Below are 13,519 nucleotides of genomic sequence, written 5' to 3' on the forward strand. Positions count from 1 at the left end.
ACCATGCCAACCACTACGTGAAGTGCAAATATATTGCAGTAAGTACTCAACATTCCCATTTCGTTGAGCAAATTATCCCAATCGAAGAAAGCCCCCGCCCAGCGCATGGGCGCACTACGTATATCTTTGAATATAACGGCACGTTGCCTAGACCATGTCGACGGGGTCGACGTCGAACACATCGATGACCTCCTCGTCCATAGGAAAGTCTTTCCGAAGCTTGAGGATATCGGGTAAGACCTTGCTCACGTTGCCGAGAAAATACCAAATGTGAAAGCGATAGGTGTCCTTGATTTTCTCCAACGGAGCCGGTGCCGGCCCGCGGATTTCCACTGGATGCTCAAGCTTTTCCTCGATGAGCTCAGCCCATTTTTCAGCATAGAAAACAACCTTGTCTGGATTGCGACCGCGGAATAAATGCCGCACTATGTGGCGAAACGGCGGGTAATGAAACTCCCGGCGCTGCTCCAGCTCGGCCTCCAGATAGCCGTCGAAATCGCCACGCCGCGCAAACTGGATGGGCTCATGGTGTGGCATATAGGTCTGCACAATCACCTCCCCAGCCAAATCACCACGACCCGCGCGACCGGAAACTTGCACAAGTAGTTGGAAACAACGCTCTCCCGCACGGAAGTCGGGCACGTGGAGCGAGATGTCGGCGTCGACCATGCCAACAAGGGTAACGTTTGGAAAATCCAGCCCCTTTGCGATCATCTGGGTGCCAACGAGGATATCGATCTTGCCCGCACGGAAGTCACCTAAGATGTGACGGAAGAGGTTTTTCTTCGTCATTGTGTCTGTGTCGAGTCGGACGATTTTTGCGCGCGGCACAATGCGCTGGACCGCTTCTTCGATACGCTGCGTGCCGGAGCCTCGCTTTCGAATCTCTGTAGATCCGCACTTCGGGCAGCGCGGAGGCAGCTTCTCGAAGTAGCCGCAGATATGGCACTTAATGCGGTCGTCTGTCTTATGATACGTCAGCGTGACCGCGCAATGTGGGCACTCAGGCGTGAATCCGCACTCCGGGCAAAGAACGGAGTTAGAGTAGCCGCGGCGGTTAAGGAAAAGGATGGATTGCTCCTTCTTTTCGAAGCGATCCACCAGCTTGTCAGCCAAGGTTTGTGAAATGCTCTGGAGTCCGTCCGTGCGGAGCTTTTCTCGGCGCATGTCAATGATGTGCACCGTGGGCAACGAGCGATCATCCACGCGCTTACTCAGACGATTCAGCCGGTAACGCTTCTGCTGAACGTTGTAAAGCGACTCCAGCGACGGCGTAGCCGAGCCCAAAATGCAAGTTGCCCCTGCCAACATCGCCCGATAAACCGCGACATCTCGGCCGTGATAGCGCGGCGTTTCCCCCTGTTTGTAGGCTGGCTCGTGCTCTTCGTCGACCACCACCAGGCGCAGGTTGCGCACCGGTGCGAAAATCGCCGAACGTGCGCCGACTACGACCTGGGCCTCGCCCTTGGCCAAAGCAAACCATGCGTCGAACCGTTCACCGGCTGAGAGATGGCTGTGCCAGACAACAATCTTGGCCCCATCGCGCTCCAAACGCGCGCGCAGGCGTCCGACGGTTTGTGGGGTCAACGCGACTTCGGGCACCAGAAAGATGCACCCGCCGCCCGCTTTCATCACCGCGCGCATCGCGTCCAGGTAAACCTCAGTCTTACCAGAGCCCGTCACTCCGTGGAGCAGATGCGGGCGAAATTCGTTAGCGGCAATACTGGCGCGAAAGTCGTCCGCTGCCGCCTGCTGCTCTTCATTGAGCGTGACTTCGTGTGCGGCGACCATTTCCGAGCCAGCCAAATCGTCTTTGTAGACTACGCGTTCCTCCCGCTCGGCAAACTCTCGGACCAAGCCTTTCTTGACGAGCGTTTCGCAACTGGCGGCGTTGACCTTGAGCCGCTGCAGAACCATGCCCTTGGGCAGCGGCTTGATCTGCTGCTGGAGGAAGCGGTAGAGCTCGGCTTGCTTCGGGGCCCGCTTTTCGAGCTTGGCCATTTCTTCGTCCGGTAGAATTTGCCCGACTTCCAGCAAGGAGCGCATCTTGGGCGCGGTCTGCTGGCGGACGGCACCGGGTATCATTGTTTCGAAGACGGTCTCCGCTGTCGCCGCATAGTAACGCTGCATCCACTGGCCAAGTCGGATCAACTGCCCATCGAGCACAGGCGTTGGGTAAAGCACCTCGAGGATGAACTTGATCTTCTTGACGGGCACATCCTCATCGGAACCCACCTGCTTCACCACGCCCAGCTCCGTCCGGTTGAGCAACGGCACCCGGACCAGCGACCCAACATGCACCTGCGCCTGCATAGCCTCCGGAACCGCATAAGCAAGGCTGCGATCAAGGCCGGTCAATGGCAAGACGGTGAGGAGCATGGGGAGGAAAAAGGAAAAAGATTAAAGGAAAAAAGCGGATTAGAGTATAAACAAGGCGACCAAGGATACGACTGGTTCAACTCAAGGCTCACAGCATCCAAAACGAATCCCTGAGTAACAACTTTTTCCTTTAATCTTTTTCCTTTTTCCTCACCCCAAAACAAAAGAGCCCGCAGCGAACTGCGGGCTCTCGAAAGTTTGGTTAGTTATCCGATTCGACTTAGTAAATCGTGGTGGATTCCTGGTCGAGAATCGGCACCGTGCGGAAGTTGGTCATGGTTTCCATCTTCGTGGTGATGGTGCCACCGCTTACACCGGTAACGGTGATAGTGCGGGTAACTTCCTTACCTGGAGCCAGATCAACGGCGCCGAAGGTAACCACTTGGCCGGATACCGTGCCACCAGCGCTGACGCTGTCAACCTTCACGTTAGCTGGCAGAGTAATGACCTGCGAGGTAACGGTGATGCCTTCATATGGCGACTGGTTGAGGGCCTTGATGGTGTAAACGGTTTGCATGCCAACCTGGATCGGGTCAATGGAGTCAGCGATCGAGGTGTGAACACCCGGAACAGCCTTCCAGAGGGTCTTGGCCGAAGCGCTGTCAGTCAGGCCGCGAGCGGTCTTAACATCAGCAACGTTGGTGAGCGTGCCCGGCTTGGCCGAGTAGTAAGTAACCGTGAAGGTTTCGGAAGCACCGGGAGCGAGCGAGTCGATTTTCCATGTGATAATGTCAGCATGGTCGTCGGTTTGCTTGTTGGTGCTGCCTGGGCGCCAGTAACCGTATACGTTGCGTGTCGGGTCGTGGGTCGGCTTGATGAAGACCGTCTTGCCGGTGTCGATGTCAGCAACTTCGCCGCTCTTGGCAACCTTACCTTGGAGCACTGCGCCGTCCGGAATCTTGTCAGTTACGACCAGACCGGTGAGGGTGGTGTTACCCTTGTTAGTGACAGTAATCTTGTAGTCAGCCGGAACGAAGATGTATTGCTCAGCCGGGCCAGTCTTGGTGATGGCGACTGCGGAGCTAACGACTTCAATCGGAGCGGAAGCGGTGACGGGCTCGCCGCCATCAAAGTTGGCGGTGGCGGTGTTGGTGAACTTACCAACCTTGGTGGACTTACCAACAACCTGGAAGGTTGCAGTATCACCCGGCATAAGGGTGCCAGCATTCTTGCTGAGTGCGCCGGAAGCGGTGAACTCGGCAGGCATTGCGTCCTTGATCGTCGTCATGTCAGCAGCGGCGTTACCGGTGTTCTTAACAGCGATATTCCAAGTAGCGGATTCACCCAGCTCGATCATAGCCGGACCAGTCTTGGTGATGGTCAGCTCGGGCTTGCCAACAAAGAGCGGCAGGCAGACGAGCGGATCAGCCTTAACAACGGAGCAGACGTCGAAAGTGCCGGTGGAGCCGGGAACAACCATAACCTTGATGGTTTCGGTCGCGCCTGCTTCGATTGCTTCAAGGTCCCAGCTCGGCATGCCGTACTGGTTCATGCTAGCCTTAGGAGTCGAATCCTTGAACTTAACAGAGCTCGGAAGGAACTCGTCAATTTCTACATTGGTGACGGGCTGCTTGGCCATGACATCAATGTCGTAGGTGTAGGTCTGGCCAACGGTCGAACCGGAGCCGTAACGCTTCGTGACCTTTACCAGGTGGTCTTCGTAAACGACATAGCCATCGCCGGACGTACGTGCGTAGTTCGGAGCGGGAGTCGGTGCAGGTGCCGCTGTCTGGGATTGCGGTGCAGGCTTACTATCAGCTGTAGTGCCACAGCCTGAAAGCAAAGCCGCAATTGCCAGACCCGGAACCATAACGGTTTTGAGGAGGGACTTAGTGCGCTTCATAGTGTTAGTGTGAGAGTTCAGTATTGCGTAACATCGGCAACTCTACCGATCTGTAAAAACGATATCTTGTCCGTAAAGTGATGCTCGTCAACTACCAATCGCATTTCTACGATCACCTAATGCCCTAGTTTTCGTAGGCTTACAATTTTTTGTCGTTTCTCGATTGACCCGTGGCGCACATGTCTCAAATTAGTCTCAATAAAAATAGCCATGAGCCTACAAGAAGCCACCGAAATGACCCTGGACAACCCCCGCGAAACTTTTCAGCAGTTCCTGACTAGCAAGGGTTTGCGAGTCACCAACCAACGCATAGCTATCTTTGACGCAGCCTATGACGCCGAGGACCACTATACCGCAGAAGACCTTCTGGACCGCTCCCGCAAGATCGATTCATCCGTCTCCCGCGCCACCGTTTATCGTTCGTTGCCCATCTTAGTAGAAAGTGGAATGATCCGCGAAGTTGACGTTGGTTTGGATAATAAATACTACCTTGCCAACCGCGAAACGCGCACCTTCCAAGCGCAGGTCATCGACGCCGACAACGACAAAATTTACGAAGTCGACGCCCCTTTCATGGAATGGTACGGCAAAACTGTTTGCGAGCGCCTAGGAATGGAGCCCGTCGCCATGCGCCTACAGGTGACCGCGCGTAAAATAAATCCGAGCAAAGACTAGCCAGACAATTAATTCCGGCAATGCCCAAGGAAGATCATAGCTTCGAAATTGAATTCTTCGAAAGCGTCCATCGGCGTAACCCGACGGACCCGGAGGTAGTGGAAATACTCGGCAGCCTCTATTCAGACCTTGGTAATGTGGACGACAGCCTGCGCATGGACAGTTGCCTGGTTGACTTACAACCCCAAAACCCCACTGCCCACTACAACCTAGCCTGCTCGCTAGCGCTCAAGCAGCAAAACGACGAAGCCCTGCGCGCTTTGCGCCACGCAGTCGACCTCGGCTACCGCGACGTAACCTGGCTACTCGACGACCCCGATTTTAAAGAGCTCCACGAACACCCGCTCTTTCGCGAAATCGTGATCGAGCTGGAAGCTTTCGAGCAAGGCACGGAGTAAGCGGCGGAGATGGAATGCCTTCAGCATGGGGTGCGGCGCGAGACGCGCCTGCGCTACCTCAGTGTGATTGATTCGACGACCAGCTAACGCGGCGGCTTGTCTAGAGACTGCGCCCTACCCCGATAGGCCACTTCGATTAACCACGACAGCTCTACTGTGTCCTAATTTTTTTGGATATGCGTGTAAAAACTGGGAGTTTTCAAAGTAATTTGTTCGATATTTTGTCGCATGTGGACACCGCTTCGCAGCGTAAGAGCAGCCTGGATCGGTTGGCGGTGATCGAGTGGGATTCGTTTCGCCCGGTGCTGAAAGAGCATTTGGCTTACGGGGATCAGAAGAAGGCGGGAGGCTGCCGTGGTGTCCGGTGTTGATGCTCAAGGTGCTTGTCTTGCAACGCTTTTTCGACCTGTCCGACGAGGAAACGGAGTTCCAGACCATGGATCGTTTCAGCTTTTTGCGCTTCCTGGGTTTGCGTCCCGGCGATGGGTCGCCCGACCACGCGACGATCTGGTCATTCAAGGAACGATTAGGTGCCGACGGCATGCTGGCGGTGTTCGAACTCTTCAATGCAAAGCTTCGCGAGCTGGGGCTGATTGCCAGTTCAGGCGCATCGGCAAACGACGATGTCGATTCGAAACCGCGCTCACCAACCTCACCTACAATCTCGACCGCTTCGCGATGTTTCATCGCCCAGCATGAGCCTGCCTCAATTCATCAAATCAACCACTAAATGACTCAAAAGCATCATCGCGGAGCCCTCACAGGCCTCTCCGCGCACTCTGCGAACATCGAAAAGAAACAAAGATCATCTGCTGTGTGGAAACTGTCTGTTAATCGAAGTGGCCTGAAGTGGGTGCGCTACTTTCTGGATTTTGAGGCGAAGTATGGGGCGACCGGGGCGAAAGGGGATCGTGTGGATCCGTTTATTGCGAAGCTTGCCAGCAAGGGGCAGTCGCAGAGTTTGTGCCGCCAAGCCCGCAAAGCGGTTCGCATTTATCTAGGATAGCGGTCAAGGGGACAGGCTTTTCGGATGATTCACATTTTTTCGAAGTGAATCTCTGCCACGAAGCCATCAACCCGATTTTTGACGTTCGGTGATGCCACCAAGGGTGCGCTTCATTTTTCGCACCTGTGATTTCGAGGTAGCGGCCAGCGTCCTCGCTGGCCATGCGCATGCTTGGCTAGATTGAGTCGGTCTGTGCTAAGCGTTTAGCCGCCATGCGCGTTAGTTTTTCAACCCCTTCATTTGGTTCCAATCCGTGGCCAGCGAGGACGCTGGCCGCTACCTCAGTCAGATTTTTTAAATGGCACTACGACGCGGTGGGTGGGCTGGTCAAGGGAACAGACTTTTCGGATGATTGACATTTTTCGAGGTGGATCTCTGCCACGAAACCATCAACCCGATTTTTGGCGTTCGGTTTTGCCATCAAGGGTGTTTTTCAATTCCCACACCTGAGTTTTCAAAAAGAACCGCTGCTGTACTAGAGCAACAACAGTGGCTGTACTTGCTCAATAACCGATGCTGTACTGGAGAAAGAACCGAGCGGTTCTTTTCGAGTTTCCTACTAAGGCTTTTCGGCAACAACCGTATAGGCTTTGGCCAGTTTCCTACGTAGGCTTTTCCGAGTTTCCTACGTAGGCTTTTTCGGGGCATGGTGTGCGGGTGCGGATGCCCCTGTGCTATGTTGCTATGACTCAGTGCTTTGAGGCCTGGTCGAACTCCATCATGCAAAACAGAGCTTCCATCGGTGGAAGCTCTCTTCGGTGATGCATTTCTGGTCGGCGCTGCTCAATAAGTGGATCTTTGCTCCGCTCGTGTAACGAATGTTTTTCTGGAGCTGTTCTTTTCTAGAGAACTTTTCATCTAACTTGTCCGAATTAGGTGGGGAAAAGATTGGATGCAGTGCAAGGCGGCATTGATTGAGCGGGCTGAAAGCCCGTGATTGAAATGCCAACGCAGCGATCTTCCAATCTGGCCCCAAGCCTTGAGCCGAGTGCTTTTCCGCACCAGCGGCGTTGGCTTTTCGCTCACAGGCTTACAGTCTGCCGCGTTCAAGCCGCCTTGCTGAACACAAAAAATCACTGCGGCCTGATCGCCAACTTAGATGAAAAGTGCTCTAATCACTGGCAGAAATAAACGCTGTGGCAATGTTGGGAGTCGACGTCGTTCAGCTTGATGACCGTTGGCAAAGAGGTACCACTGCGAACATAATGGACGCCGCGAAAATGGTGGCGTTTGGGAAGGCTTCTGGAACGCTGATCCCGATTTCTGGGAAGTTAATTTTGAGCGTTTCTGCGGGGACTGGAACTGTTGTCGAGGCGCCGAAGCCAAACGACTCCAATCAGAACTGCAATGCCGGCCATCATTGTGTAGTGGGATGGCTCAGGTACGGCGCCCAGCGTAATGACCCATTTGTCCACTGGGTCTAAATCTAGGCCGTAAACAGTCGCGTTGAGGTCGACCCCCCACTCGCCGTAGCGGTCTGCGTAGGGGCTACCGTAAATAGAGTAGTCGGCTAAGTCAGTGATTACGGACAGAAATGGATCGTAGTATGCCTCGGTGAGTTCATCGGGAGTTGGCTGTAGCTCGTCAAAGTAGAGGCCGGGGTCGGTTGCTGCGTTACCCGGATTCTGCGTGAACCAGTCATCGGACTCTTGGAAGCGGAATTCGTTTTCCGGGGGCGTGGCGCTACTACCTGGGAATGCGGTGTCGCTGTTGACGGCTCCGGTGATGAACGAGGCGGATGCCGATGCGACCAGCGTGGCCAGTAGGCCAGAGTCTGTGATGGTTTGGTCGACTGTGCCCATGTTGTCATTCCAAGTGCCGGTGTAGAGCAGAGTGGATGTAGGTGTGTTGTCGTCATCATCGGGATCGACAACAATACTGCCAGAGACTGGGGTTGGCGTCGTGTTTGTGTTGGAGACGACGTTATCAATTTTAATCCCATATGTTTCGCTACCAGGCTCGCCGTGTTGAGTCACAGTCAAGTCTGCTGTGTAGCCACCGTTGCCACCGTAGCTTAGCTTGGTGGTGGTAGGATTTTCCGATGCTTGCTGGTCGGCGTAAACCTGTGCGAGATAGCCCTGAAAGGTGTGGTAGGGGCCAGTGGTAAATTTTGTTGTGCTGCCGTTTTGGAAGTAGTAGCCAGCTGGACCGAGGATACGGACGGTGTTACTGCCGTTGGTAATGACTGGATTATATCCGCTTGGCGTCGGGCTGACGAAGGTGTTTTGTAAAGCAGTGTAGGTGCTTTGGCGGGTGTTGGCGCCGAAGCCGGATGTTTGAAACAGCGTGTTGGGGACGCCGCTCTTCGTCCCGTAGGTTTGCACATTCAGGGGGAAGCTATAATAGTTGATGGCGGTCAAGTCGCCTTGGTCTCCTTGTTGGCCTCGGGAGGTAATTTCGACCGTTTCAAAAGCATAGGTGTCGGCTTGCGGAGATGGCGCGGCAGATGAGGAAAACGGATTGCCCGAGCCGGTCTCGTCGAGTCCGAAATATAAAACGCCACTGTTCACGCTGGTCAGCGTCATGCTCTTGATGCTGCTCAGTTGGAGCGGGGTGCTCAACTGGTTGAGACCAGCATAGGTCCCTGTGCTAGGAAAGCTGTCAAGCGTGATGCTGTGGGTGTTGTCCGAGTAGTCTTTATAGCTGACCGTAAAGGTGTTGGTGGTGTTACTGCCACTAGGCGATTGCTGCCACATGAGCCATACGTCGCTGGAGGAGACGGAGCCGAGATTGTTATTAAACTCGAATTCGAGTGCTTGCAAAGACACAGTCGAAAGGCTGGCGGCCAGCAGTGAGAGGATGCGATTCATAATGTAGTAGGTTTGAGCAGGACAGTGAGCTAACCTTAGTCTATTTATTTTGAAAGTAAAGTCCAGCCGCTGCGGATGGATTAATTTTAGGGTGCTTCGATTAGCCTCTCATGAGCTGTAGCCTGCTCACTCCCGCAAAAACTCCGTGATCACGGCCCGTGCTTCAACGCCGGCGTCTTCGAGGACGTAGTGGCCGCAGTCGGGGTAGAGTTTGGAGCTATGACAAGACTCCAACGAAGTATTGATAATTCGGCGAAACCTGACAGACCTGCGGCTAATGAGCACTAAAGAGATTGCATTTTGGGCTGAAGCTCCGGCGATACTAGGTTACGTCTCACAAGGCGAAACATATTGAGGAGTTGAAGCGCAATATCAAGGAGGCGATTGAAGGATGTCTGTCGGTCGATGAGCATTAGTCTGCATCATCTTGCGAATGAAATTGAAAATCGTAGAATATTCTTCATCCTAGGGGTATGACTTTGGAAGAACTGACATCCGAGGCGATGCGCATCCCGTCGGTCGAGCGACTTCGTTTGGCGGAGCAGATTTTGGCCAGCTTGGACTCACCGGAGCAGCGCGAGGTTGATGCCGCTTGGGCAGCCGAAGCGGAAGAGCGTGTTGTTGCATTCGAGCAGGGTGCGGTTGAGGCGATGGATGCGGATGCCTTGCACCAAGCCATCGAAAAGCGCTTGGGTATATGAGGCTCAGGTATCTCTCTCCCGCCACTGCGGAAGTTTTCGAAGCAATTGACTACTATGAGGAGGCTTGATCCAGGCCTTGGCTTGCGGTTTTACAACGAGCTCAAGAAGACTGAAGAGAGGATTCAGAAATACCCGGATGGTTGGATGCAGCTATCGACGAACACGCGTCGCTGCCGTCTCGAAACGTTTCCTTATGGGATCATCTACCAACTGCGAGCCGACGAGATTTTGATCGTGGCGGTGGCTCATCTGAAGCGAAAGCCGGAATATTGGAAGGATCGGATTTCCTCAGCTGATTCTTAGCCAGTTCAGTCTCGCCGCAAAAACTCCGAGATCACGCCTCTGGCTTCAGCGCCGGCGTCTTCGAGGACGTAGTGGTCGCAGTCGGGATAGAGCTGGACCTTCGCGTCGGGGAAGCGGGTGCGCCATTCGGCGAGGAAGTGGTTGTTGAAGCAGAAATCTTTTTGGCCCCACAGGATGAGCATCGGGCGGTCTTTAAACTGCGCGAGGCCTTCTTCCACGCGCTTGAGCGTGGCGTAGCTGGGGTGTGTGGCGTCCAGCGGGATGTCCGCCACGAAGCGGTGGGTGGCGATGCGGTTGGCCCAGTTGTTGTAGGGGAAAATGAAGCCCGCTTTGACGTCGGCGGGGAGGCCTTTGGAGGAGGCCATAGTCAGCGCTGGCGCGGCAAAGGCGTTGAACCCGCGCACGATCCATTCGCCAAAGCCGGGGACCTTGCACAGGGCAATGCGCTTGGGGATGCGCTGCGAGCGGAAGGCCGCGGTGTTGAGCACGACGATGCGCTTGACCTTGTCGGGCATGGCTTCGGCGAGGCCCATGCCGATCGCGCCGCCCCAGTCGTGGACGATCAGCGAAAACGACTCCAGCCCGAGCTCGTTGACGAGCGCCTTGACGTTGTCGATGTGGTCCTGCAGGCGGTAGGTCCACTGCTGGGGTTTGTCCGAGAGGCCGCAGCCGATGTGGTCGGGCGCGATGCAGCGGTGGGTCGCGGACAGGTCTTTAATGACGTCGCGGTAAAAGAAGGACCACGTCGGGTTGCCGTGGAGCATGATCACGGCTTCGCCCGCGCCTTCGTCGACGTAGTGCAGGCGACCGGCCGGCGTTTCCAGCCAGTGAGAGGCAAAGGGATACAGCGCGCGGATGTTGGCGGGTAAATCCATGTCTAGCATTCCAGGGCGAGCATCGCGCAGACGAGGCCGCTGCCGATGCCGAGCAGCGCGGCCTTGGAGCCCGTGGTTAGCGCGCCGGTTTCGCGGGCCTTGGCGAGGGTGAGCGGCAGGGAGACGGAGCCGACGTTGCCCCATTCCTCAAAGGTGGAAAAATCTTTGTCGAGCGCGAGGCCGAGGCCTTCAAAAAGCGCGCGCTGGTGGCGTCGGCCAACCTGGTGACAGATCACGCGGTCGGGCGTGTCAGTGGTCCAGCCGGTGTGGTCCTGAAAGCGCGTCCAGGTCTGTTGGGCGAGGTTGACGCCCGCGGCGAGCAGCGCCTCGGAGTCGGTTTGCATATCCAGCTCGCCGCCGGCGGAGTCGCCCTGGCAAAGTTGGTTGGCGGTGGAGTCGCTGCCCGTCACGCCGCCGATGATGCGGGGGCAGGGGGCGTCGGTCTCCTCGGCGCGGCAGAGGACCGCGGCCACGGCGCCGGCGCCGATGGTGAGGTTCGCAAAATACGGTTTCACGCTCTTGCGCGTGTGGTCGCCCTCCAGCAGGACGCGGAGCGTGCGCTCGATCAGCGGGCGCCCGTTTTCGCCGGAGACGAGGAGCACGCGGCGGACTTGCCCGCTCTCGATCAGGCCGCCCGCGACCATGAGGCCGTTGATGAAGCCCAGGCAGGCGTTGGATAAATCAAAAAGCTGGCAGTGCTGGCCGAGGCCGAGCTCGTGGTGGACGGCGGCGGCGGTGGCGGGCTCAAGACGGTCGCGGCACACGGCGCAGTGGATGACGAGGTCGATGTCGCCGGGGCCAAACTTGGACTGCGCGAGCGCTTTTTTGCCGGCTTCGGCGGAGGCGGCGGACGGGCGGTGTCCAAGCGGCCAGAAACGGCGCTCGCGAATGCCGGTCATCAGCTCCAGGCGACCGGCGGGCAGCTTGAGTCGCTCATACAGCGGGGCCAGGCGCGCCTCGATATCGTCCGAAGTCCAGACTTCGGGCGGCTCGGCGTAGGCAAGGCTCTCAATGGCCAACTGCGAAAAGGTAAACATGGCAAACGCGCAGTTCTGGGCAATAACCCCCGCCGGGGCAAGCGCATATCGTCGAGGCGAGTCTGTCGTCCATCAATACAGGTAGCGCAGGCGCGTCCCCGCGCCGCACCCCATCGGAGTGGTCAAGGTAGGGCGCAGTCTCCAGACAAGCCGCCACGTTTGAGTGGTCATCTGTTCTTTCAAGATGCAGATTGATTGGGTCAGCATGGGGTGCGGCGCGGGACGCGCCTGCGCTACCTCAGCTAGATTGATCGAAGTGCAAACGAGCAGCTTAGGTGGAGCAGCATTTGCGCACAGCGCAAATCTATCGGTCCAGCAGGATGCTGGCGGCTTGTCTGGAGACTGCGCCCTACCTTTTTGAGCGAACGTTGCCTCGTCGCCACATTTCCTCGCAGAAAAGACTTTATTGCTGGGCCGCCCGGTGCATGATGCAAAGCGTGGACCCCGAGATTGAGCAGCTTTTAATTTTGCAGGACCGCGATTCGCGGCTCTTTAACATCGAGCAATCGCTGAAAACGATCCCGCTCGAAGTCGCCAAAAACGAGAAGAAAATTGCCGAGGAGGAAGCCAAGCTCGCCGCCGCCCGCAAGGCGCTGCAGGAGCTCGAAGTGCGCCGCAAAGACCTCGACAACGACGTGAAGTCCGCCGAGGAGCAGGTCATCAAATACAAAAACCAGCAGATGCAGGTTAAGAAAAATGATGAATACCAGGCGCTCACCCACGAAATCGAGCAGACCGAAGCCAAGGTCAGCGACCTCGAGGAAGCCGAAATCGGCCTGATGTTAGAGATCGATGATGGCAATGAAGCCTTCGCCAAAACCAAGGCGGCCGCCGACGCTGAAATCCAACTTTACCGCGACGAAGTCGAAACACTCAAGGACCGCGAGCAAACTTTGCTCGGTGAGATCGAAGCCGCCAAGGCCGAGGTCGCTGCCGAGGAAGCCAAGTGCGGTGCCAAGTTTCTTGCCTCTTACAAGCGCGTGAAAATGCGTCGCCCCAAGCCTCCCTACGTGGTTCCGGTCGAGGACCACAAATGCGGCGGCTGCCACCTGAAGCTTTCCAGCGAATCCGAGTCGGCCACACGCCAAAAGGACGCCGATCCCGTGCACTGTGAAAACTGCGGGCGCGTGATTTACTGGGAGCTCTAATGTCGAAGTATTGGCTATGCTTGTTTCTCGCCGGTCTCTGCGAGATCGGCTGGCCAATCGGGCTGAAGATTTCGCAGACCACGAGTAAGGTTGCGCTCGGCATTGCGATTGCCGTGATCTCCATGGCGATCAGCGGCTACATGCTGTGGATCGCGCAAAAGCAAATTCCGATCGGCACGGCTTACGCGGTGTGGACTGGCATTGGCGCCGCGGGCACGTTTGTTGTCGGCGTCTTGGTATTCGGCGATGCGTCGAATTTCTGGCGCTGGGTTGGCGTAGCGCTGATCATTGGCGGCGTGGCAACGCTCAAGCTCGCCGGCAATCACTAGCCAGCCAGCGTCCCG

The 13,519-nt window shown here is 56.2% G+C and carries 13 protein-coding genes; 8 read left to right on the forward strand and 5 right to left on the reverse strand.

The genetic code is table 11. The features are described 5' to 3' along the window. Positions 1-147: 147 nt before the first annotated feature. Both priA and RBB62_RS14160 read right to left on the reverse strand, forming a co-directional pair. Positions 148-2,379 (reverse strand): replication restart helicase PriA, encoded by a 2,232-nt coding sequence (gene priA, locus RBB62_RS14155; protein ID WP_309399611.1) that lies wholly within the window; start codon positions 2,377-2,379, stop codon positions 148-150. 220 nt (positions 2,380-2,599) lie between these two features. After that, on the reverse strand, positions 2,600-4,222 hold the full coding sequence (locus RBB62_RS14160; protein ID WP_309399612.1) for a DUF7507 domain-containing protein: 1,623 nt from the start codon (positions 4,220-4,222) through the stop codon (positions 2,600-2,602). Between the two features lie 210 nt (positions 4,223-4,432). Between RBB62_RS14160 and RBB62_RS14165 the strand changes: the two genes are divergently transcribed. The 4 genes from RBB62_RS14165 (at position 4,433) to RBB62_RS14180 (ending at position 6,025) form a co-directional block, all read left to right on the forward strand. After that, positions 4,433-4,897, forward strand: coding sequence for a Fur family transcriptional regulator (locus RBB62_RS14165; RefSeq protein WP_309399613.1), 465 nt, complete (start codon positions 4,433-4,435; stop codon positions 4,895-4,897). A gap of 20 nt (positions 4,898-4,917) precedes the next feature. Beyond that, a complete protein-coding gene (locus RBB62_RS14170; RefSeq protein ID WP_309399614.1) occupies positions 4,918-5,295 on the forward strand; it encodes a tetratricopeptide repeat protein in 378 nt (125 codons plus the stop codon). Between the two features lie 176 nt (positions 5,296-5,471). Further along, the gene (locus tag RBB62_RS14175; RefSeq protein WP_309399615.1) at positions 5,472-5,666 is read left to right on the forward strand and encodes a hypothetical protein; all 195 of its coding nucleotides are present in this window, start codon (positions 5,472-5,474) and stop codon (positions 5,664-5,666) included. Then, positions 5,666-6,025 (forward strand): transposase, encoded by a 360-nt coding sequence (locus RBB62_RS14180; protein ID WP_309399616.1) that lies wholly within the window; start codon positions 5,666-5,668, stop codon positions 6,023-6,025. Before RBB62_RS14175 ends, RBB62_RS14180 begins: the two co-directional genes overlap by 1 nt. Before the next feature lie 1,547 nt (positions 6,026-7,572). On the opposite strand, the gene RBB62_RS14185 is transcribed toward RBB62_RS14180, so the two are convergent. Beyond that, entirely contained in the window at positions 7,573-9,111 is a 1,539-nt protein-coding gene (locus RBB62_RS14185) for a hypothetical protein (RefSeq protein WP_309399617.1), read from the reverse strand. A 473-nt stretch (positions 9,112-9,584) separates the two neighbouring features. Between RBB62_RS14185 and RBB62_RS14190 the strand changes: the two genes are divergently transcribed. Further along, positions 9,585-9,812: an addiction module protein gene (locus RBB62_RS14190; RefSeq protein ID WP_309399618.1), complete on the forward strand. Its 228-nt coding sequence runs from the start codon at positions 9,585-9,587 to the stop codon at positions 9,810-9,812. A 54-nt stretch (positions 9,813-9,866) separates the two neighbouring features. Continuing rightward, a complete protein-coding gene (locus RBB62_RS14195) occupies positions 9,867-10,115 on the forward strand; it encodes a type II toxin-antitoxin system RelE/ParE family toxin (RefSeq protein WP_309399619.1) in 249 nt (82 codons plus the stop codon). A gap of 5 nt (positions 10,116-10,120) precedes the next feature. Here the strand turns inward: RBB62_RS14195 and RBB62_RS14200 are convergent, their stop codons facing one another. Both RBB62_RS14200 and RBB62_RS14205 read right to left on the reverse strand, forming a co-directional pair. After that, complete coding sequence (locus RBB62_RS14200) at positions 10,121-10,990, reverse strand: alpha/beta fold hydrolase (protein WP_309399620.1); 870 nt, start codon at positions 10,988-10,990, stop codon at positions 10,121-10,123. Between the two features lie 2 nt (positions 10,991-10,992). Continuing rightward, positions 10,993-12,027, reverse strand: a complete 1,035-nt coding sequence (locus RBB62_RS14205) for a 3-oxoacyl-ACP synthase III (protein WP_309399621.1) — start codon at positions 12,025-12,027, stop codon at positions 10,993-10,995. Positions 12,028-12,452: 425 nt separating this feature from the next. Between RBB62_RS14205 and RBB62_RS14210 the strand changes: the two genes are divergently transcribed. After that, complete coding sequence (locus tag RBB62_RS14210; protein ID WP_309399622.1) at positions 12,453-13,175, forward strand: zinc ribbon domain-containing protein; 723 nt, start codon at positions 12,453-12,455, stop codon at positions 13,173-13,175. Then, positions 13,175-13,504 (forward strand): DMT family transporter, encoded by a 330-nt coding sequence (locus RBB62_RS14215; RefSeq protein ID WP_309399623.1) that lies wholly within the window; start codon positions 13,175-13,177, stop codon positions 13,502-13,504. Before RBB62_RS14210 ends, RBB62_RS14215 begins: the two co-directional genes overlap by 1 nt. The last annotated feature ends 15 nt before the right edge of the window (positions 13,505-13,519 follow it).

Origin of the sequence: Cerasicoccus maritimus (genome assembly GCA_031296935.1) — a bacterium.
Lineage (GTDB): Bacteria > Verrucomicrobiota > Verrucomicrobiia > Opitutales > Cerasicoccaceae > Cerasicoccus > Cerasicoccus maritimus.

What these genes read in the sequence shown, in the direction of transcription:
- priA (WP_309399611.1), bottom strand. Translation starts at nt 2,379, where the DNA reads ATGCTCCTCACCGTCTTGCCATTGACCGGCCTTGATCGCAGCCTTGCT.
- RBB62_RS14160 (WP_309399612.1), bottom strand. Translation starts at nt 4,222, where the DNA reads ATGAAGCGCACTAAGTCCCTCCTCAAAACCGTTATGGTTCCGGGTCTG.
- RBB62_RS14165 (WP_309399613.1), top strand. Translation starts at nt 4,433, where the DNA reads ATGAGCCTACAAGAAGCCACCGAAATGACCCTGGACAACCCCCGCGAA.
- RBB62_RS14170 (WP_309399614.1), top strand. Translation starts at nt 4,918, where the DNA reads ATGCCCAAGGAAGATCATAGCTTCGAAATTGAATTCTTCGAAAGCGTC.
- RBB62_RS14175 (WP_309399615.1), top strand. Translation starts at nt 5,472, where the DNA reads ATGCGTGTAAAAACTGGGAGTTTTCAAAGTAATTTGTTCGATATTTTG.
- RBB62_RS14180 (WP_309399616.1), top strand. Translation starts at nt 5,666, where the DNA reads ATGCTCAAGGTGCTTGTCTTGCAACGCTTTTTCGACCTGTCCGACGAG.
- RBB62_RS14185 (WP_309399617.1), bottom strand. Translation starts at nt 9,111, where the DNA reads ATGAATCGCATCCTCTCACTGCTGGCCGCCAGCCTTTCGACTGTGTCT.
- RBB62_RS14190 (WP_309399618.1), top strand. Translation starts at nt 9,585, where the DNA reads ATGACTTTGGAAGAACTGACATCCGAGGCGATGCGCATCCCGTCGGTC.
- RBB62_RS14195 (WP_309399619.1), top strand. Translation starts at nt 9,867, where the DNA reads ATGAGGAGGCTTGATCCAGGCCTTGGCTTGCGGTTTTACAACGAGCTC.
- RBB62_RS14200 (WP_309399620.1), bottom strand. Translation starts at nt 10,990, where the DNA reads ATGGATTTACCCGCCAACATCCGCGCGCTGTATCCCTTTGCCTCTCAC.
- RBB62_RS14205 (WP_309399621.1), bottom strand. Translation starts at nt 12,027, where the DNA reads ATGTTTACCTTTTCGCAGTTGGCCATTGAGAGCCTTGCCTACGCCGAG.
- RBB62_RS14210 (WP_309399622.1), top strand. Translation starts at nt 12,453, where the DNA reads ATGATGCAAAGCGTGGACCCCGAGATTGAGCAGCTTTTAATTTTGCAG.
- RBB62_RS14215 (WP_309399623.1), top strand. Translation starts at nt 13,175, where the DNA reads ATGTCGAAGTATTGGCTATGCTTGTTTCTCGCCGGTCTCTGCGAGATC.